At 48.9% G+C, this 19,378-nt stretch carries 25 protein-coding genes and 1 other annotated feature; of the genes, 24 read left to right on the top strand and 1 reads right to left on the bottom strand.

Annotated elements, in window-relative coordinates; translation table 11 throughout:
- Positions 1-3 precede the first annotated feature (3 nt).
- The 18 genes from GJB59_RS06730 to pheA all read left to right on the top strand — a co-directional run bounded on the left by GJB59_RS06730 (position 4) and on the right by pheA (position 13,712).
- Positions 4-777 (top strand): PilN domain-containing protein, encoded by a 774-nt coding sequence (locus GJB59_RS06730; protein ID WP_142827714.1) that lies wholly within the window; start codon positions 4-6, stop codon positions 775-777.
- A complete protein-coding gene (locus GJB59_RS06725) occupies positions 774-1,532 on the top strand; it encodes a pilus assembly protein PilO (RefSeq protein WP_142827715.1) in 759 nt (252 codons plus the stop codon). Before GJB59_RS06730 ends, GJB59_RS06725 begins: the two co-directional genes overlap by 4 nt.
- 300 nt (positions 1,533-1,832) lie before the next feature.
- Positions 1,833-2,588 carry a prepilin peptidase gene (locus GJB59_RS06720; protein ID WP_142827716.1) on the top strand — a complete coding sequence of 252 codons (756 nt, stop codon included), beginning with the start codon at positions 1,833-1,835 and terminating at the stop codon, positions 2,586-2,588.
- Positions 2,589-2,813: 225 nt separating this feature from the next.
- Positions 2,814-3,422, top strand: coding sequence for a Maf family protein (locus tag GJB59_RS06715; protein WP_142827717.1), 609 nt, complete (start codon positions 2,814-2,816; stop codon positions 3,420-3,422).
- Positions 3,416-4,108: a RadC family protein gene (gene radC, locus GJB59_RS06710; RefSeq protein ID WP_142827718.1), complete on the top strand. Its 693-nt coding sequence runs from the start codon at positions 3,416-3,418 to the stop codon at positions 4,106-4,108. The genes GJB59_RS06715 and radC overlap by 7 nt, the downstream gene beginning before the upstream one ends.
- Before the next feature lie 94 nt (positions 4,109-4,202).
- The gene (locus GJB59_RS06705; protein WP_142827719.1) at positions 4,203-5,231 is read left to right on the top strand and encodes a rod shape-determining protein; all 1,029 of its coding nucleotides are present in this window, start codon (positions 4,203-4,205) and stop codon (positions 5,229-5,231) included.
- Positions 5,232-5,244: 13 nt separating this feature from the next.
- Positions 5,245-6,129, top strand: a complete 885-nt coding sequence (gene mreC, locus GJB59_RS06700; RefSeq protein WP_142827720.1) for a rod shape-determining protein MreC — start codon at positions 5,245-5,247, stop codon at positions 6,127-6,129.
- Positions 6,126-6,656 carry a rod shape-determining protein MreD gene (gene mreD / locus GJB59_RS06695; protein WP_142827721.1) on the top strand — a complete coding sequence of 177 codons (531 nt, stop codon included), beginning with the start codon at positions 6,126-6,128 and terminating at the stop codon, positions 6,654-6,656. The genes mreC and mreD overlap by 4 nt, the downstream gene beginning before the upstream one ends.
- Entirely contained in the window at positions 6,656-7,345 is a 690-nt protein-coding gene (minC, locus tag GJB59_RS06690) for a septum site-determining protein MinC (RefSeq protein ID WP_142827722.1), read from the top strand. Before mreD ends, minC begins: the two co-directional genes overlap by 1 nt.
- Position 7,346: 1 nt before the next feature.
- Positions 7,347-8,147 carry a septum site-determining protein MinD gene (gene minD / locus GJB59_RS06685; RefSeq protein ID WP_142827723.1) on the top strand — a complete coding sequence of 267 codons (801 nt, stop codon included), beginning with the start codon at positions 7,347-7,349 and terminating at the stop codon, positions 8,145-8,147.
- A gap of 61 nt (positions 8,148-8,208) precedes the next feature.
- The gene (locus GJB59_RS06680) at positions 8,209-9,147 is read left to right on the top strand and encodes a nuclease-related domain-containing protein (protein WP_142827724.1); all 939 of its coding nucleotides are present in this window, start codon (positions 8,209-8,211) and stop codon (positions 9,145-9,147) included.
- Between the two features lie 223 nt (positions 9,148-9,370).
- Positions 9,371-9,452: a sequence feature (ribosomal protein L21 leader region), on the top strand.
- A 14-nt stretch (positions 9,453-9,466) separates the two neighbouring features.
- Positions 9,467-9,775 (top strand): 50S ribosomal protein L21, encoded by a 309-nt coding sequence (gene rplU / locus GJB59_RS06675; RefSeq protein WP_142827725.1) that lies wholly within the window; start codon positions 9,467-9,469, stop codon positions 9,773-9,775.
- Between the two features lie 2 nt (positions 9,776-9,777).
- Entirely contained in the window at positions 9,778-10,107 is a 330-nt protein-coding gene (locus GJB59_RS06670; RefSeq protein WP_142827726.1) for a ribosomal-processing cysteine protease Prp, read from the top strand.
- Positions 10,108-10,120: 13 nt separating this feature from the next.
- Positions 10,121-10,411 (top strand): 50S ribosomal protein L27, encoded by a 291-nt coding sequence (gene rpmA, locus GJB59_RS06665; protein ID WP_008431505.1) that lies wholly within the window; start codon positions 10,121-10,123, stop codon positions 10,409-10,411.
- 145 nt (positions 10,412-10,556) lie between these two features.
- Positions 10,557-11,072 carry a Spo0B domain-containing protein gene (locus tag GJB59_RS06660; protein WP_142827727.1) on the top strand — a complete coding sequence of 172 codons (516 nt, stop codon included), beginning with the start codon at positions 10,557-10,559 and terminating at the stop codon, positions 11,070-11,072.
- Between the two features lies 1 nt (position 11,073).
- Positions 11,074-12,363 carry a GTPase ObgE gene (gene obgE / locus GJB59_RS06655; protein ID WP_142827728.1) on the top strand — a complete coding sequence of 430 codons (1,290 nt, stop codon included), beginning with the start codon at positions 11,074-11,076 and terminating at the stop codon, positions 12,361-12,363.
- A 16-nt stretch (positions 12,364-12,379) separates the two neighbouring features.
- Entirely contained in the window at positions 12,380-12,832 is a 453-nt protein-coding gene (gene thrR, locus GJB59_RS06650; protein ID WP_142827729.1) for a transcriptional regulator ThrR, read from the top strand.
- Between the two features lie 16 nt (positions 12,833-12,848).
- Positions 12,849-13,712 carry a prephenate dehydratase gene (gene pheA / locus GJB59_RS06645; RefSeq protein ID WP_142827730.1) on the top strand — a complete coding sequence of 288 codons (864 nt, stop codon included), beginning with the start codon at positions 12,849-12,851 and terminating at the stop codon, positions 13,710-13,712.
- 312 nt (positions 13,713-14,024) lie between these two features.
- Here the strand turns inward: pheA and GJB59_RS06640 are convergent, their stop codons facing one another.
- Positions 14,025-14,558: a transcription repressor NadR gene (locus tag GJB59_RS06640; protein WP_142827731.1), complete on the bottom strand. Its 534-nt coding sequence runs from the start codon at positions 14,556-14,558 to the stop codon at positions 14,025-14,027.
- Between the two features lie 125 nt (positions 14,559-14,683).
- Between GJB59_RS06640 and ruvA the strand changes: the two genes are divergently transcribed.
- From ruvA to GJB59_RS06610, 6 genes are all read left to right on the top strand, one after another.
- Complete coding sequence (ruvA, locus tag GJB59_RS06635; RefSeq protein ID WP_142827732.1) at positions 14,684-15,280, top strand: Holliday junction branch migration protein RuvA; 597 nt, start codon at positions 14,684-14,686, stop codon at positions 15,278-15,280.
- Positions 15,281-15,298: 18 nt separating this feature from the next.
- Complete coding sequence (gene ruvB, locus GJB59_RS06630) at positions 15,299-16,297, top strand: Holliday junction branch migration DNA helicase RuvB (RefSeq protein ID WP_142827733.1); 999 nt, start codon at positions 15,299-15,301, stop codon at positions 16,295-16,297.
- The gene (gene queA, locus GJB59_RS06625; protein WP_142827734.1) at positions 16,294-17,376 is read left to right on the top strand and encodes a tRNA preQ1(34) S-adenosylmethionine ribosyltransferase-isomerase QueA; all 1,083 of its coding nucleotides are present in this window, start codon (positions 16,294-16,296) and stop codon (positions 17,374-17,376) included. The genes ruvB and queA overlap by 4 nt, the downstream gene beginning before the upstream one ends.
- Positions 17,373-18,515, top strand: a complete 1,143-nt coding sequence (gene tgt / locus GJB59_RS06620; protein WP_142827735.1) for a tRNA guanosine(34) transglycosylase Tgt — start codon at positions 17,373-17,375, stop codon at positions 18,513-18,515. Before queA ends, tgt begins: the two co-directional genes overlap by 4 nt.
- A 42-nt stretch (positions 18,516-18,557) precedes the next feature.
- Positions 18,558-18,833 carry a preprotein translocase subunit YajC gene (gene yajC, locus GJB59_RS06615; RefSeq protein ID WP_142827736.1) on the top strand — a complete coding sequence of 92 codons (276 nt, stop codon included), beginning with the start codon at positions 18,558-18,560 and terminating at the stop codon, positions 18,831-18,833.
- Positions 18,834-18,953: 120 nt separating this feature from the next.
- Positions 18,954-19,268: a post-transcriptional regulator gene (locus tag GJB59_RS06610; protein ID WP_142827737.1), complete on the top strand. Its 315-nt coding sequence runs from the start codon at positions 18,954-18,956 to the stop codon at positions 19,266-19,268.
- Positions 19,269-19,378: the final 110 nt, after the last annotated feature.

Here is a 19,378-nt window from a genome sequence, read left to right as displayed (position 1 = left end):
TTTATGCTAGTTGATATTAACCTATTGCCGCAAAAAGAACGGGACCGTCCCGCTTTTCTGATTGCGGCAATTTCGATTTTATTAGTGGCCGTCACTATTTGGGCGGTTTTGGCATTTATGGCCGGTTCACACACAAATGAACAAGAGACCTTAGTTGCTCAATCCACGCAAGTCGCTGCTGAACAAGCAGCGATCCGCACCCAATTGGAAGCGGCGCAAGGCATGAACGAAGAGCAGCAGCTAAAAGCCACCGTCGACTGGGCGGAGAGCTATCAATTTGATACCGTTCCGCTTTTGCAGGAACTGGTATCCATGCTGCCGGAACGGGGCTTTTTTGATAGCTTTTCCTATACCGGTCTAGACCAGGCAATCTTGTCTGTCCAATTTGATACGGCACGTGAAGCCGCTTATTATTTGGCGCAGCTGAAAGCGTCCGAACTGATCGAATCAGCGACTTTGGACGGTGTCGCGCAAAACGAACTGGAAACTGAAGAAATTGTAGAAGGCGCTGTAATCGAAGAAGCGATTATTCAAGAAACGCCACGCTATTTGGCGACATACACTATCATCTTTGTCGACGGACGCATTCCTACAGACGATACGGCAGTTCCTGTAGAAGGCGAAGTTGTCACTGAAGAGCCGACAGAAGAAGCAGTAGAAGAGCCGGCGGAAGATGTCGAAGTGAACGTTGATGTCAATACTGAAACCGAAGCACCTGCCGAAACAGTTGAACCGGCTGACACCGCTCCAGCAGAAACGGAAGGGGATAGCCAATGAGCAGCTTATCGAAAAGCCAAAAAGAAAAAGGCCTGATCGTGTTAGCCATCATCTTCCTGCTGGCACTGGCAGCGTATTCGTATTTATCCGTTTACGCTCCGGCGAAAGAAGCCCGGCTGCAAGCCGAACAAACTTTAAGTTCTGAACGCGACGTGCTGGTTGCGCTGCAGGCGCAGCTGAAAGAATTGCCGGAAGGCGAAAAGATAAGCGCGAGCGATCTGCAGCAAAAGGTTTCCGTCGAATCATTGACCGAACAAATCGTTCTGCAGATTGAACAAGCTGAATTGATTTCCGATACGTTGGTCGACAACATCGGCATAACAGAAGGCCTCGTTGAATTGCCGGTGCCGGTCGAAGGACTGGAAAACCTCCAGGAAGTGCTGACGACGGTCACCATCCAAGCGAACGACTACCAGCAAATCACGACTTTCATCGAAGAAGTGGAAGCGATGGAACGGATCATGATTGTTGAAGCCATCGATTTCGGTTCCAACGAAGAAATTACTTCAGCCGACCAAGTGAGCGAAGCGATTGATGTCAACCTGACATTTTCTGCGTACTTCCGTCCAGACTTGATTGCCCTAGCAGACACTCTTCCAAAAATCGACGCCCCTGCTCCTGCAGGCAAAGTCAATCCGTTGCCGCAAAACGACGGAACGGATTTGGCAGAAGAACAGGAAGTTGACGAAGAGGCGAATGTCGACGTGGATATTGATATTAATGTCGAAGAAAACGCAGCCGATTCAGAGGAGTAATAAACGACAGAGAGAAATCATTGTGATTTCTCTCTTTTTGGTAGAGCTGGGTTGAAGGATTTGGCAATAGGTGGAGACCGTTCTGCAAACAACATGCTGTATTCCGCAAACAAACGATGACATACCGCAAATAAACTAGGATATTCCGCAAATAAACTCGGTATCCCGCAAACAAACTAGATTATTCCGCAAACAAAAGCTCAGTTGATCGCTTTTCGCAGGCGAAAAGCATCCTTCATGAAGTAATTTCTTCAACTTCACTACTGGTTATCCAAAAAAATTAAAGCAAAGAGGGTTTCTATGGTACTGACTTATTCTATCTTCTTCTCGCTGTTTGGACTGGTGTTCGGTTCCTTCTTCAATGTAGTCGGACTGCGTGTGCCGAAAAAAGAATCGATCGCTTACCCGCCATCGCATTGCACAAACTGTGAGCGGCGCTTGACGGCACTTGATCTAGTTCCGGTGTTTTCGTATTTATTCTTAAAAGGCCAGTGCCGGACTTGCGGCTCGAAAATCCATTGGGTCTATCCGCTGATGGAGGCGGTCACCGCAATTTTATTCGTGGCGTCGTATTTGGTGTTTGGCTTTACGCCTGAATTGATCGTGGCGATCCTTTTCGTCTCGCTGCTGGTCATCATCACGGTGTCGGACATCGCCTACATGCTGATACCCGACAAAGTGCTCCTGCCGTTTGCGGTAGTGCTGCTTGGCTTGCGTTTTGCGATTCCGCTTGAACCTTGGTGGGACAGCCTGCTCGGCGCTGCGGTCGGATTTTTGCTGTTGTTCCTGATTGCTGTCGTTTCCAAAGGCGGCATGGGGGGCGGCGACATCAAGCTGTTCTTTGTCATTGGCCTGGTGCTCGGGACAGCCGGTACGTTCATGACCCTGTTCTTCGCATCATTCATCGGAGCGATCGTCGGCATCATCCAGCTGCGCGTCACGAAAAAAGGGCGCAAGACACCCATTCCGTTTGGCCCATCAATTGCGGCCGCTGCCGTCATCGTTTATTTCTGGGGAGATGGCATGCTCGCATGGTATATGAATTTTCTGGGGTGAAGCTGAGGCTTCATCTTTTTTTATTGAAAGTTGCAGCTGTTTTTCGGAACAACAACTCAAACTTTGTAAATTAGAATTTAAAATAGCTCTGCGCAGCGCTTTGTGCAAATCAAACCGTCCAAATCTCATTTTTGGATCCTTGCATCCCGGCAAAATTCATTTTTTGCTGTTTGTTTCCGAGTTTCTCCAAATGGTATGATTCTTGAAAAAGGAGAGATTCCATCTATGAAATTCAAATCCGATTTTCCCATCATCTTAGCTTCACAGTCGCCGCGCCGCCAGGAACTGCTTGGCATGCTGGGCGTTGATTTTTTAGTCGTCCCTAGCACGAAGGATGAACCCGATCCGGCCCAATTCCAAACACCACTCGGTTATGTGCTGGCATGCGCCGAACAAAAAGCGCAGGAAGTGGCACAAACTCACAAAGGGGCTGTCGTCATCGGCTCTGATACGATTGTTGTTTTGGATGGTGAAATTTTACTGAAACCGAAAAGCAAAGAGCAGGCGAAAGGCTACCTGCAGAAATTATCAAATCGCACGCATGAAGTGATTACTGCCGTGACCGTTGTCCAGGGAGACAGCGAGCTGACGTTCCATGAAGCGGTCAAGGTGACGTTCTACGAATTGCCGGAAGCATGGATCGATCTATACATCGGTACGGACGATCCGTACGACAAAGCTGGCGCTTATGGCATCCAGACAGTATCCGGCTTGTTTGTCAAAAGGATTCAAGGCGATTACAATGCCGTGGTCGGTTTGCCGATTGCGGGACTGACGCAAAAATTGGTGGCTGCAGGGTTTATTTCCTTGGAAGGGAGCGGTGTCCGATGCTGAACGAAGCGCCGTTGATGATCCGCGACGTCCATATTGCCGACCGGCCCCGTGAGCGCTTGGTCAACCAGGGGGCGGCAGCTTTGTCCAATCAGGAGCTGATCGCGATTCTTTTGCGGACCGGAAGCCGGCAGGAGTCGGTGTTGCATTTGGCCAACCGCGTGCTGACGCATTTCGAGCAAATCCAGGAAATGAAAAACGCCACCATTGAAGAAATGGTGGCGATCAATGGCATTGGCCAGGCAAAAGCGGTGCAGCTGCTTGCCGCAGTCGAACTCGGCCGGCGCCTGTCTTCGAAACAGACCGATACAAAGTTCACCATCCGTTCCCCGAAAGATGCGGCTTCTTATTTAATGGCGGATATGACCTCTCTCAAGCAAGAGCATTTCGTCGTATTGTTCCTCAACATCAAAAACCAGGTCATGCACCGGCAAACCATTTTTGTCGGCAGCCTGAATGCCTCCATCGTCCATCCACGCGAGATTTTTCGTGAAGCCGTACGCCGTTCCTCGGCTTCAATCGTCTGCGCCCATAACCACCCCTCCGGAAATCCGGCACCGTCGCCGGAAGACATTGACGTCACCAAACGGCTTGTGGAAGCCGGCAGCATCATCGGCATCGAGCTGCTTGACCACGTCATCATCGGAGACCACCAATTCATTTCGTTGAAAGAAAAGGGGTTCATGTAGCACTGTTTATTTTTTTTCTTTTCGTCTATAATGATTGGTATTGTGTCAACGCAATTGCCGAAATACCGGCTTGTTATAGAAAGGAAGAAACCCTGTGTTTGGATTTGGTTCAAAAGATGTTGGAATTGATTTAGGTACTGCAAATACATTGGTATATATCAAAGGCAAAGGAATCGTTCTTCGTGAGCCTTCCGTTGTCGTTAAAAATAAAAAAACCGGCGAAATCGTGGCAGTCGGCAGCCAAGCCAAAAACATGATGGGGCGCACAGCGAGTTCCATCACGACAATCCGTCCGATGCGCGACGGCGTCATCGCCGATTACGATACGACCTTGACGATGATCAAGCATTATTTGGTTGAAGCGTCTAAAGCGGCAGGAGGCAAATGGAAAAGTGGAGCAGTCATGATTTGTGTTCCTTACGGCATTACCTCTGTCGAGCGGCGTGCTGTTTTGAACGCTGCCCGGGGAGCCGGAGCGACCGAGGCATTCACAATCGAAGAGCCTTTCGCAGCGGCAATCGGGGCAGATTTGCCGGTATGGGAACCTATGGGCAGTATGGTCGTCGATATTGGAGGCGGAACGACTGAAGTAGCGGTCATTTCACTTGGCGGCATCGTTTCAAGCGAGTCGATTCGCGTTGCGGGTGATGCACTGGATATGGAAATTACCCAGTATATCCGCAAGACCTACAATGTGCTGATTGGTGAGCGGACAGCCGAAGCCTTGAAACTCGGCATCGGTTCTGCGCGTATCATGGAACCTTCTGAACGGGGAATTACCATGGAAATCCGCGGACGCGACCTGTTGACAGGGTTCCCGAAAACACTGGAAGTCACTTCCGAGGAAATTGCGGAAGCCTTCAGTGAATCGGTCGCCGCTATCGTAGCCGGCATCAAAGTGACGCTGGAACAGACGCCGCCCGAGTTGAGCGCGGATGTTATGGAAAACGGCATTGTGTTGACCGGCGGAGGCGCTTTACTGAAAAACCTCGACCGCGTCATTTCAGCTGAAACGTCCATGCCGGTGTTTATCGCCGATAATCCATTGGACTGCGTCGCACTCGGCACAGGCAAAGCTTTGGAAAACATGGACCAATTCCGCCGCCAACTATCAATCAAATAAGGAGGATGGCGATATGCCACAGCTTTTAACGAACAAGCGGCTGATTTTGCTGCTGTTGGGAGTCATCCTGCTCGTAGCACTGATTTCTTTTTCGCTCCGTGACCGCAGCAATGTATCGCTGCCGGAACAAATCATAAAAGATGCTGTAGGAGCCGGGCAGTCGGTATTTTCACGCCCTGCTCATTTTGTCACTGGAATTTTTGATAATGTCGATTCATTGCTGAATACATTTGAAGAAAACCAGCATCTGAAAACGCGCTTAGAAGAATTTGCAAGCGTGCAGGCTGAAGTCAAAGACTTGCGTTCTGAAAACGAAGAATTAAATCAAATTGTTGGAAAAGAAGAAGACTTGCGGGATTACAACCCGATCCAGGCAACCGTCATCGCACGGAATCCGGATCAATGGGAAGAGAAAATCATTTTGAACCGCGGTTCCAACCAGGGAGTAGCGGAAAACATGGCGGTCATGACGGCTACCGGTTTGATCGGCAAAGTGACGCTGACGACGCCAACCACTTCTACAGTGGAATTGATTTCTACGCTTAACCCCAACTACCGCGTTTCCGCGATGGTCGTCGGCGGGGATAAAGACGTCTTCGGCCTGATCGAAGGCTATGACGCCGAGCGCCGTGAACTGTTATTGAAGAGGATTGACGCAGACATCGAACTGAAAGAAGGCGACCAGGTCATATCGAGCGGACTGGGCGGCATTTTTCCAAAAGGCATCTTAATCGGCACCATTACCGAAATCACCATTGATGAATTCGGTTTGACGCAGCTTGCTTATGTAAAACCTGCGGCAGACTTTTCTTTATTGAACCATGTCATCATTGCGGACCGTGTAATGCCGGAAGTGGACGGTGAAGACAATGGCGTGACAGGAGACGATGAATCATGATCCGTTTCCTGATCCCGTTGATCTGCCTCGTCCTGTTTTTCATGGAGCCGGTTTTCGGCCTTTTTTCACCTTTGAATATTGGTGGAGAATTGAATTACATTGTGCCGCGTTTTCTCATAATGTTCCTGATTTTCCTGACGCTCTACTATGATCTGAAGCATGCCATGTTTTACGGATTATTTTTCGGGCTCTTGTATGATGTCTTTTACATTGATATTATTGGATTATATTCTTTTTTGTATCCAGCCATTTGCCTAGTGGCATCGTTTGTCTTCAAGCGGGTTCCACGGAACCTGCTGACATCGACGCTTCTGACGCTCGCTTTATTGGTGATATTCGAATTTGTGCTTTACCAGTTTTTCCTGCTGATTTCATTGACAGGAATGCCGCTTGGCACATTTTTATCGACACGGCTTTGGCCGACGATGGTCGCCAATTCGATTTTTCTGGTGATGCTCGGCTGGGTGTTCAAATCGGTGATGATCACGCAGCTGTCGGAGCGTGACAATAAGATAGGGTTATATTAATGAAAGCGCAGGTGACACATTTTTTGAAGAATCTCGTTAATATTAAAGGGAAAAACAAAGGGCTCGTGCTGTATCTGGATGACCAGTGTGCTTACGCTGATCTATTAACCGAGTTAAAAGCAAAGGTGTCGGATCCTGCGCTTGACAGTGATACCGAAGTGACTGTGCATCTGAATAAACGCTATTGCACCGAAAATCAGATCCAGGAATTGAGCGCAGTGGTCCAAACTAATCCTCATTTGAAGGTAGTTGCGACAACGAGCGATATCCTGACAGTCGAAGAAAGCGATCAAATGATCCGTGAACGCCAGTCGGAAACATATGTCGGCATCGTGCGTTCTGGACAAGTCATCAAAGCTGAAGGCGACCTCGTCGTCATTGGGGACGTCAATCCGAACGGCCGCGTGGAAGCAGGCGGCAGCGTTTATGTACTGGGCCGGCTAAAAGGCGCGGCACATGCCGGGACAAAAGGCAATCGCGACGCAGTTATCGCGGCCTCGTGGCTGGAAGCGACGCAATTGAAAATCGACGATGAATTGGAAACGATGACGGACGAATTGTCCAGTTTATCGGAGCAGCCGGAAATGGAATGTGCTTATTTACATACAAACGGCACCATCATCATCGACCGTTTGCAGGAATTGCGGTTTATCCGTCCGCAAATTTCAACGTTTAAAGGAGGAAGCTAGTGTGGGAGAAGCTATCGTAATTACATCAGGCAAGGGAGGCGTCGGTAAAACGACGACAACCGCCAACCTCGGCACTGCATTGGCTCTTCAAGGGAAAAAAGTATGCCTGATCGACACTGATATCGGATTGCGCAACCTTGATGTTATCTTGGGCCTGGAAAATCGCATCATCTATGACTTGATCGACGTGCTGGAAGGCCGCTGCAAAGTGCACCAGGCGCTCGTTAAAGACAAGCGTTTTGAAGACATGCTGTATCTTTTGCCGGCAGCACAGACAGCTGATAAAAACGACGTCAATCCGGAACAGATGAAAGAATTGGTGACAGAGCTGAAGAAAGACTATGATTTCGTCATCATCGATTGCCCGGCTGGAATCGAGCAAGGCTACAAAAATGCGGTCGTTGGGGCAGATCATGCCATCGTCGTCACGACGCCGGAAATTTCTGCTGTCCGCGACGCTGACCGCATCATTGGTTTGTTAGAGCTGGAAGAAAACATCGACGCACCGCGCTTGATCATCAACCGCATCCGTCCGCATTTGATGAAAGCGGGAGAAGCGCTGGATGTCAATGAAATCACTACTCACTTATCGATCGATCTGTTGGGCATCATCGCAGACGATGAACGCGTCATCTCGAGCTCGAACAAAGGCGAACCGATCGTCATGGATCCATCCAACGCCGCTGCACTCGGCTACCGCAACATTGCGCGCCGTCTGCTCGGAGAATCGGTTCCACTCATGAGCATGGAAAAAGCACCGCCAAGCCTGTTCACAAAAATCAAAGCCGTTTTCACGAAATAAGATTTTTTTTAGCCTCCGCTTTCCAAGCGGGGGCTTTTTTAAAAATTCATGGGGGTGTAGAATGAACGATTTTTTATTGGCAGGAATGGTTGCGGCAGAACGTCTGCCTGCTGCGCACGAATCAAAGGCCGCAGTATTGTCAGAACTGAAAAATTCGTTGGCGGGCGCCAGTGGTGAACAGCGCACGGCTTTTTTATTGAAGAGAGAACTGGATTTGCCGGGTGAAGCAATTTTTCTTAGTGATGTGCATATCCCATACAAAGACGGCGCGGCGCAAATTGATTTGCTGCTGGTTCACACGGAGTTCGTTTGCGTATTGGAAGTTAAGAACATGATTGGAGAATTTTATTTTGACACGGTGAATTTTCAGTTTCACCGTGTTGTCGACGGCCGCAGGGAAGGGATGCGCAATCCGGAGGCGCAGCTACACCGGGCCGTGCGGGCTGCCAGTGGATTTCTCGGTGTTCCGGTGCATGGTGTGATCGTCCTGGCGAGCCGATCTGGAAAAGTGGTGGAAGCACCGAAGCATTATCCGGTCGTGTCGCTCGACTACTTGCCATTTCATCTGGAGGGGTTCGCGAAGGGTCTGAAACTTTTCGATGCAGCAGCGCTGGCCTCCAAACTGGAAAACTTGCCGGCGCGAAATTCCGGTCACCACTGGATCGAGCGCCATAACATCACTTTCGATTCATTGCGGCTCGGCGTGACCTGTCCGACATGCCGGATTCATTCGCTGGAATGGAAAGAGCGAAAATGGCTTTGCACCGTATGCGGATTTTATTCGCGGGATGCGCATGAAGTGGCGCTTCAGGAATATGCGGTGCTTTTTGGCACAGAACTTGATACAAGACTCGCTTACCGGTGGCTCGGTATAACAAATAAATACGTCCTCTACCGGCTGCTGGGAAAGACGGCGCCACAAAGTGAGGTGCGTGGCAAGCGGCGGATTGTCGAGAATCGAGAGCTGCTGAGGAACTATTTCGGACGCATTTACCGTTGACCGCACCTCAAATGGCCAAGACCGCACCTCATGAGCCAATAACCGCACCCCAAACACCAAAGACCGCACCTCGCAGGCTCATAACCGCACCTCAATCCGCAACAACCGCACCTCAGCCCGATCAATCCACAAACTGCGAATCACCAATTTCCCGAAACCTTACATTCTCTATTGACGCGCCCTGTTCTGGCGTGGTATTATTCTAATGTTATGTTTGTAGCGTACCGTGCTACAACCGCTCGAATCAGGTTGCTTTAAGAATTCGCTCCGGCGAGTCACCTGAATAGGCGAGTCTTATTCTAAGAGGAGGTGCAAGGATATGTACGCGATTATTGAAACTGGTGGAAAACAAATCAAAGTTGAAGCAGGCCAAGAGATCTATGTTGAGAAATTGACTGGAGAAGCTGGAGATGTTATCACATTTGATAAAGTTCTATTTGTAGGTGGAGACAATACTAAAGTTGGTGTTCCTTTTGTTGAAGGAGCTACTGTTACAGCTAAAGTTGTAAAAAGCGGTAAACAGAAAAAAATTACTGTCTTCAAATACAAAGCTAAAAAGAACTACCATAAAAAACAAGGTCACCGTCAGCCATACACGAAATTGACTGTCGATGCGATCAACCTGTAAGAATGATACTTGTAACTGTAAAAGAAACTTCAAAACGCATTTCGTCATTTGAAATGTCAGGCCATGCGGATTATGCTGAACACGGGCAAGACCTTGTATGTGCTGGAGCGTCCGCTGTCTCATTTGGAGCGGTGAACGCCATCATGGAGCTGACGGGAATCGAACCTGATATTCAGCAGGCAAACAGCGGCTTTTTAAAAGTCAGTTTTCCGGAGAACCTGAATGACAAGACGGACGAGCAGGTTCAACTGCTGGTACGCGCAATGATTGTTTCATTGAAAACGATTGAACAAGACTATGAAGAATATATTAAAATAACCTTCACAGCTTAGGAGGTGGGACAGAATGTTAAGATTAGATCTTCAGTTTTTCGCATCCAAAAAAGGTGTAGGTTCAACGAGAAACGGACGTGACTCAGAATCTAAACGCCTTGGCGCTAAACGTGCAGACGGCCAAGAAGTTACTGGTGGTTCGATTTTATACCGTCAACGCGGTACTAAAATTTATCCAGGTGAGAACGTTGGACGCGGCGGAGACGATACACTTTTTGCTAAAATCGACGGAGTCGTACGTTTTGAACGTTACGGACGCGATAAGAAAAAAGTTAGCGTATATCCAGTTGCACAAGAAGCTTAATACAAAACGAAAAGGGCTGCTTTCGCAGTCCTTTTTCTTTTGAACATAATAAGCGCGGTTCCCGGTGCGGCTGTACGCATTATTTTAGGAATTTACTGCTTACTCTTGGTATACTGGAATAAGAAGCTGAATCGGGACGTGACTTATGGAAAAAACAATCACAGTGGCACAATCGCTTCGGCATGCGCGCCATGATTTTTTGAATGAACTGCAATTGATCAAAATGAATTTGGACCTTGGCCGTCACCAGGAGGCGCAGGCGATAATTCGTTCGCATGCCGAAGCGGCTATGCATGCCAGCCGGCTGTCCGACCTTGGGCTGCCGCTGACAGAGGAATGGCTGTTGACTGCCAATTGGCGATTTTCTGGATTCCAATTTCGAATAGAGTGTCCTGCAGTAAAGGCACCTGTCCATTTGGATGCGGAGTTTCGGCATTTTCTTGAGAATTTTGTAGAAGCGGCCAAAGAGCTTCTGGATCCTTACCAGGCATTCAACAGCACGATTCTATTGGTTTCCAATGCCTTATCTTTTGAAATGAACATCACCTGTCCAGGACATTGGCTGGATTTGGAACTATCGGAAGCACCAGGATTTGCAGTACGAAAAGAGTGCAGCGGAAACAGTACATTAATTACTGTCCGTGCACAGATGGAGGGATAATATGTTTGTCGATCACGTAAAAGTTTATGTTAGAGGTGGCGACGGCGGGGATGGCATGGTTGCATTCCGCCGCGAAAAATATGTACCGAACGGCGGACCTGCCGGCGGAGATGGCGGGAAAGGCGGAAATATCGTCTTTATCGTCGAAGAAGGATTGCGGACGCTCATGGATTTCCGTTACAAGCGGATCTTTAAAGCTGATCGCGGAACACACGGCATGAGTTCTAATAAACACGGTGCCAAAGCGCAGGATACACTGATCAAAGTTCCACCGGGCACAGTTGTGAAAGATGTCGATACTGGTGAAACAATTGCCGATTTAGTGGAACATGGCCAAACAGCAGTCATCGCAAAAGGCGGACGCGGAGGCCGCGGAAACTCACGTTTTGCGACACCTGCCAACCCTGCACCGGAACTGTCTGAAAAAGGCGAACCGGGCTTTGAACGCAATGTCATTTTGGAATTGAAAGTATTGGCAGACGCCGGACTTGTCGGATTCCCAAGTGTCGGGAAATCGACCTTGCTGTCAGTCGTTTCAGCTGCCAAGCCGAAAATCGCTGAATACCATTTCACGACTATCGTACCGAACCTCGGCATGGTGGAAACGGAAGATCAGCGCAGCTTCGTCATGGCCGACCTACCGGGATTGATCGAAGGCGCTCACGAAGGAATCGGCCTTGGCCATCAATTCCTGCGCCATATCGAACGGACGCGCGTTATTATCCACGTCATCGATATGTCCGGTCTTGAAGGACGCGATCCTTATGAGGATTACGTTACAATTAATGAAGAATTGCAGCAATACAATATGCGTTTGACGGAACGTCCGCAATTGATCGTTGCGAACAAAATGGATATGCCGGATTCTGAAGAAAATCTGGCGAAATTCCGTGAGAAATTGCCGGAAGATGCTCGCATTTTCCCGATTTCTGCTTTGTCGCGCAAAGGCTTGAACAATTTATTGTTCGCAATTGCCGATGTCATCGAAGTGACACCGGAATTCCCATTGATCGACGATACGGAAGAAGATTCAGATAGCACGGTTCTTTACAAACACGAAACCGATGCTGATGGCTTCAACATCACACGTGATTCTGACGGATCATTTGTCTTGGCTGGTTATGCGATTGAACGGATGTTCAAGATGACCGACTTCTCGCGTGAAGATTCGATTCGCCGATTTGCCCGCCAAATGCGCGGCATGGGAATTGATGATGCGCTACGTGAACGCGGAGCGGAAAATGGCGATACAGTTCGCCTGCTTGAATTCGAATTCGAATTTATGGATTGATGCGGAGGTAGCTTGAATGAAGGATATTTCGGAACAACGGTATTATTTAGTGCGTGAAGACGTTTTGACAGAAGCGATGCAAAAAACGCTTGAAGTGAAAAAAATGCTGCAGAATGACCGCATTTCCATTATGGATGCGGTCAACAAGACAGGTCTTTCGCGCTCTGCGTTTTATAAATATCGGGACGCTGTATTTCCGTTCCATTCGATTGTCAAAGAACGGATCTTGACGGTTTTCCTGCAATTGGAAGACCGCTCAGGAACGCTCGCGACACTTTTGCAGGCAGTCGCCGAAAACGGCTGCAATATTTTAACCATCCATCAGACCATTCCGATCCAGGGGCGGGCAAATGTCACTTTGTCTTTGGACGTTACGGCGATGGACGGGGATTTGGATGTATTTTTGCAGCAGCTGAAAAAGCTCGATTTTGTCGAGTCGGCAGATGTGGTTTCAAGCGGATCATCTTAATTGGAGGAATGTTTAAATGACTGGACAAGCTGTTGAAAAACGAATTTCATATTTAGGGCCGGAAGCGTCATTTACTCATCTTGCGGCAACAAAAGTTTTCCCTAAAGACACCTTGGTGCCATTTACAACCATCCCTGAATGCATAGAAGCAGTGGCAGAAGGCAGCGTGGATTACGCTGTCGTGCCACTGGAAAATGCGTTGGAAGGATCTGTTCCATTAACGGTGGATTATTTGTTCCACGAAGCGCAATTGTATGTAACGGCGGAAGTTTTGTCGCCGATTGAGCAGCATTTGCTGGTACACCCTGAAAACCGCAACGCGGAATCGTTTGAAGCGATTTATTCCCATCCGCATGCATTGGCGCAATGCCACAAATACCTTTTTTATACATATAAGAGCACGCCTTTGGAGCAGTACAGCTCCACAGCTGCTGCGGCGAAAATGGTTTCCGAGTTGCCGGAACGCAACATCGCGGCGATCGGCAATGAATTCTCCGCCCATAAATACGGGCTGGACATTTTGCAGCGTGATATCCATGATTTCCATTTTAACCACACGCGCTTTTTCGTGCTATCAAAATCCGATCACAAGCTGACTGACCCGGCACATGACAATCAAGTCAAAACGACCTTGATGATCACGCCGCCCGATGATGACCGTTCCGGTGTCCTACACCAAATCCTGTCCGTTTTTGCTTGGCGCCGGCTGAACTTGAGCAAGATCGAGTCGCGTCCACTCAAAACCGGCCTCGGTGATTATTTTTTTATCGCCGATGTGCTGGCGGATGAAGGCGACACAATGATGCGCGGAGCGTTCGAAGAGCTTGCGGCAATTGGCTGTACAGTGAAAACCTTAGGTTCGTATTATACGTATAAATAAAATAAAGAGTCCCGCAGCGTTTCGCTGCGGGACTCTTTTCTGGGTATACATAAAATTCCTCATTGCTTACAAAATAAAGTAAGGTGATTTCAAACTCGCACCTGATTTAAGCACATCTTAGCGCCGGCGCGTCCACGGGCTAAGAAAAGCTAGAAGACAGGCGCTTTTTCTGTCTTCTTGCGGGAGCTATGCCCTAAGCGACCGAAGCGACGTGAAAAAGCTACCTCTTTTGTTCAACTTGCCTATACTAAACATAAGCATTCAAAAAAGCCCACAACTCCGCAATACGAAATCATAGGCTCAATCAAAATCTTATTCGCTTTCCTCCAACAAAAATCCATTGTTTCGCATCCGGCTGAGCGCTTTTTCAAGCGTCGCGTTGTCGGGAGCGGTGATGGTATGGAGATGCGTGCCATCGGTCAGTTCCAGCAAGTAGCTGGCGCCGGTGTCGCGGACGCGCTTCATGAACGCCTCGACGTCCTGGACGTTCGAGACATGGATGCCCGCTGTCAGCTCTCCATAAACCGGGTGCTCAATCGACACGTCTTTAACGGTGACGCCTGTCTCCACCAGCAGCTTTAATTCGCGTTCGGTGTCTTCGGGCTGGTGGCGGCAGGCAATGCGCCGGCTCGCTTCTTCGCTTGCCCGGTCAGCCAGGAACAAGTAGCCTTGGCTGGTGGCGATAATGGGCTCGCCTTTTGCCTTCAGCAAGGTCATGTCGCCGACAATGACTTGACGCGACACGCTGGCAAGTGCAGCCAGTTCGCTGCCGGTCATCGGCTGAGCAGACGTTTTTATTTTTTCCAGCAGAAATTGGCGCCGCTGTTCGCCGAGCAGTTTTTTCATAGGGATCCCTCGCTTATCGACTCGTTGTCTTTATCTTATCATGCACCGAACAGCAACGGGTTTATTTCGTCTAAAGCAGCCGAATATGGTATAATCATGGAGTTGAATTAAAGGGGAGACTGTCCATGTACGATTACATAAAAGGCAAGGTTACACGCGTAACACCGGAATATTTAGTGATAGAACAGCAGGGAATCGGCTGGCAGATTTTTGCCCCGAATCCATATTCGTTCGGCTCGGACGATTTGCAGGTATTCCTGCATCACCACATTCGGGAAGATGCACAGTTATTGTTCGGATTTCCGACACTGGAGCAGCGTGAATTGTTCCGCAAGCTGATTTCGGTATCCGGCATCGGACCAAAAGGCGCGCTGGCCATTCTTGCAAGCGGACAGCCGCAGCACGTCATCGAAGCGATCGAGCGGGAAGATGAATCCTATTTGGTGAAATTCCCCGGTGTCGGCAAAAAGACAGCCCGCCAGATGATTTTGGATTTGAAAGGCAAGCTGACCGAGTTTTTCGGCGATCCTTTCGATCCGGAAGAAACCAATACGTTATTGTCGAACGACCAGGCAGAGCTGGAAGAAGCGATGCTGGCACTTGGAGCCCTTGGCTACTCAGAGCGCGAAATCACCAAAGTCAAACCGCAGCTGCGGGATTTGGACCTGGATACAGAAGGTTTCATGAAAAAAGCATTGCAGCTGCTGCTTAAACAAAACTGATGAAAGGAGGCGAACGGCATGGAAGAACGCATCATAGACAGTGAAATTTCGGATTTTGATGAGCGTTTTGAACAATCGCTTCGCCCACAATTGCTGGGCCAGTATATCGGCCAGCATAAAGTAAAACACAACCTGCAGATTTTCATCGAAGCTGCAAAAATGCGCCAGGAAAGTCTGGACCATGTCCTGTTATATGGGCCTCCTGGACTCGGGAAAACGACACTCGCTGCCGTCATCGCCAATGAAATGGAAGTCAACATCAAAATGACCAGCGGACCGGCTATTGAACGGCCGGGCGATTTGGCGGCCATCGTGTCGTCATTGGAACCTGGAGATGTCTTGTTCATTGATGAAATTCACCGACTGAACCGCTCGATTGAAGAAGTGCTGTATCCGGCAATGGAGGATTTCTGTTTGGACATCGTCGTCGGCAAAGGGCCGACCGCGCGTTCTGTCCGGTTGGACCTGCCGCCATTTACGCTCATCGGGGCAACTACCCGTGCAGGAGCGTTATCGGCGCCACTTCGCGACCGCTTCGGCGTGTTGTCGCGGCTTGAATATTACGACACAGAAGCCTTGACGGACATTGTCGTCCGCAGCTCGAAACTGTTTGAAGCGGACATCGACCCGAATGCCGCTGTCGAAATTGCACGGCGTTCCCGTGGAACTCCGCGTATCGCCAACCGTTTGCTGAAACGCGTCCGGGATTATGCCCAGGTGCGCGGAACCGGCTCGATCACGATGGATATGGCAGAGCAGGCGCTGGAAATGCTGCAAGTCGATCCGCTTGGATTAGACCATATTGACCATAAATTATTGACGGGCATGATTGAACGTTTCCGGGGCGGTCCGGTTGGACTGGATACGATTGCTGCTAGCATCGGGGAAGAGTCGACGACGATTGAAGACGTCTACGAACCGTACTTGCTGCAGATTGGGTTTATCCAGCGGACACCAAGAGGACGCACCGTGACGCAATTAGCCTATGAACACTTTAAAATGGAGATGCCTGAATGACTAAACTCAACACACCACCCACAACTTTAAATGTACAAGATTTTGATTTTGAACTGCCGGAGGAATTGATTGCCCAAACACCGTTGCTTGACCGTACGTCGAGCCGGCTGTTGGTCATGAACAAAGCCACTGGAGACACAGAACACCGCCATTTTCGCGATATTATTGAATATCTGCACGCTGGCGACACGCTCGTTTTAAATGATACACGGGTGCTTCCTGCGCGTCTCATGGGCGTCAAGGAAGACACCGGTGCCAATATTGAATTGCTTCTGCTGAAGCAAATCGAAGATGACGTTTGGGAGACCTTGGTTAAACCGGCGAAGAAAGTAAAAGTCGGCACCATCGTTTCTTTTGGAGAAGGTTTGCTGCGCGCGGAATGCACCGGCATTCTTGATCACGGGGGACGCCATTTCAAAATGATCTACGATGGCATTTTCTACGAGATTTTGGACCAATTGGGCGAAATGCCTTTGCCTCCTTATATCCGTGAAAAACTGGAAGATCAGGACCGCTACCAAACTGTTTTCGCCAAAGAGCGGGGGAGCGCTGCGGCACCGACTGCCGGACTTCATTTTACCGACGAGCTTTTGGAAGAAATCCGTGCCAAAGGGGTCAATATCGCATTTATCACGCTGCATGTTGGACTCGGAACATTTCGTCCCGTATCGGTCGATTCGATCGAAGACCACGAGATGCATTCGGAATTTTACCGCATCAGCAAGGAAACAGCGGATTTGATCAATAAAACCAGACAGCAGGGCGGAAGGATCGTCTCAGTCGGAACGACGTCCACGCGCACTTTGGAATCAGTTGCGCAGAAGTTTGGCGTCGAGCTGCAGGAAGACAGCGGCTGGACCGACATTTTCATTTTCCCGGGCTATGAATTTAAAGCCATCGACGGACTGATCACCAATTTCCATTTGCCGAAATCGACTTTGGTCATGCTGGTCAGCGCCTTGTCGAACCGCGACCATATTTTGAATGCCTATCAACAAGCCGTTGATGAACGCTACCGTTTCTTCAGTTTCGGAGATGCGATGTTCATTGAACCACAGAAAAAGGAGACTCACCAATGACAGCAGCAGTAACGTACGAACACATCAAGACCTGCAAACAGACCGGTGCACGTCTGGGCATCGTCCATACGCCGCACGGTTCGTTTGAAACGCCGGCATTTATGCCTGTGGGCACGCAGGCGACAGTCAAGACCATGTCGCCCGAAGAACTAAAGGCCATGAACGCCGGCATCATCCTGAGCAATACGTACCATTTGTGGCTGCGCCCCGGCAATGACATTATCAAAGAAGCGGGCGGCCTGCATAAATTCATGAACTGGGACCGTCCGATTCTGACGGATTCCGGCGGATTCCAAGTGTTTTCATTGAGCGAATTCCGCAACATCAAAGAAGAAGGCGTTCATTTCCGCAATCATATGAACGGCGACAAGTTGTTCCTGAGCCCGGAAAAGGCAATGCAAATCCAAAACGACCTCGGTTCTGACATCATGATGGCTTTTGATGAATGCCCGCCTTTCCCGGCAACGCATGAATACATGAAATCCAGTGTCGAGCGGACATCCCGCTGGGCAGAACGCTGCCTTGAGGCACACAAACGCAAAGCGGACCAGGGATTGTTCGGCATCATTCAGGGCGGCGAGTTTGAAGACTTGCGCAAACAAAGTGCACGGGCCCTTGTGTCGCTTGATTTTCCGGGCTATGCAATCGGCGGCTTATCGGTCGGCGAACCGAAAGACGTCATGAACCGTGCGCTGGAATTCACGACGCCGTTAATGCCGGCAGACAAACCGCGTTACTTGATGGGCGTCGGTTCACCCGATTCCTTGATCGACGGCGCAATCCGCGGCATTGACATGTTCGACTGCGTTTTGCCGACGCGTATTGCCCGCAACGGCACCCTGATGACGAGCACTGGCCGTTTGAACATTAAAAATGCTGCATTCAAACGTGATTTCGGACCGATCGATGACAAATGCGATTGCTATACATGCAAAAATTATTCGCGTGCATACGTCCATCACTTGATTCGTGCAGATGAAACGTTCGGAATTAGGCTTACTAGTTATCATAACCTGCAATTTCTGTTAAACTTAATGGGACAGGTGCGACAAGCGATTCGCGAAGACCGCCTGGGAGATTTCCGCGAAGAATTTTTTGAAGCTTACGGTTTCAATAAACCAAATGCTAAAAATTTCTGAGTTTGTAAGAGAATAGAGAAAGTGAAAGGGGGAAAATGAATAATGGAAACTTTAATTGCGTTATCACCTTTACTATTAATGTTCTTGCTAATGTGGTTTTTCATCATCCGTCCTGCCCAAAAACGTCAGAAGGCGACGAAAAACATGCAGACAGAATTAAGACGCGGCGACCGCATTGTCACAATCGGCGGATTGCATGGCCTTGTTGATGCAGTGGACGATGCAACCATCTACATCACTGTAGCTGATGGCACGCGTATGCAGTTTGAGCGTCAAGCAATTGCACGTGTTGTGGAATCGGCAAAATCAACAATCTAAAACAAGTAAAAACTCGCCTTCGATTTTGAAGGCGTTTTTTTAATGAAAAATAATGTCCTTATTCTAAATTTTCCAGTTACAGGGTACAATGGATACAGCACAGCGGAAAGGAGTCCACGCATGGCGAGTTATCCAGAACAATTTGAATTTGTTCTGCCGGCGCTTCAAAGCAAACGCAGTGAATTTCATCATTTTCAATACGATACTTTTACAGAAGAGGATCTGTGGGAATTTTGTGTTAAGAAAAAATGGCGAAAAAAAGATATAGATACGATGCATCTCTATGAAATGATCAATGACATTATGAATATGACCGCTTCTGACTTTTTGGCCTACCATCAGGTCGAGGCGTTAAAAAAGGCACGCTGGAACGATGACAGCACACTGGAGAACATTGGGCATCTCTTGCGTCCGTCTTCGAAAAAAACGACGTAAGTTAGATTTCGAAACTTAGTTTTTAGTCCGCAGCTTAGTCCGCCTAAGGCATGGCTCCGCATTCTTTAATAGATATGTGGTTTGCAGCTCAATGAACCTTGGAGCGAATT

The organism is Planococcus soli, assembly GCF_016881065.1.
Taxonomy (GTDB): domain Bacteria; phylum Bacillota; class Bacilli; order Bacillales_A; family Planococcaceae; genus Planococcus; species Planococcus soli.
Note: the sequence above shows the minus strand (reverse complement) of the source record. Positions and strands in the feature narration are given on the sequence as shown.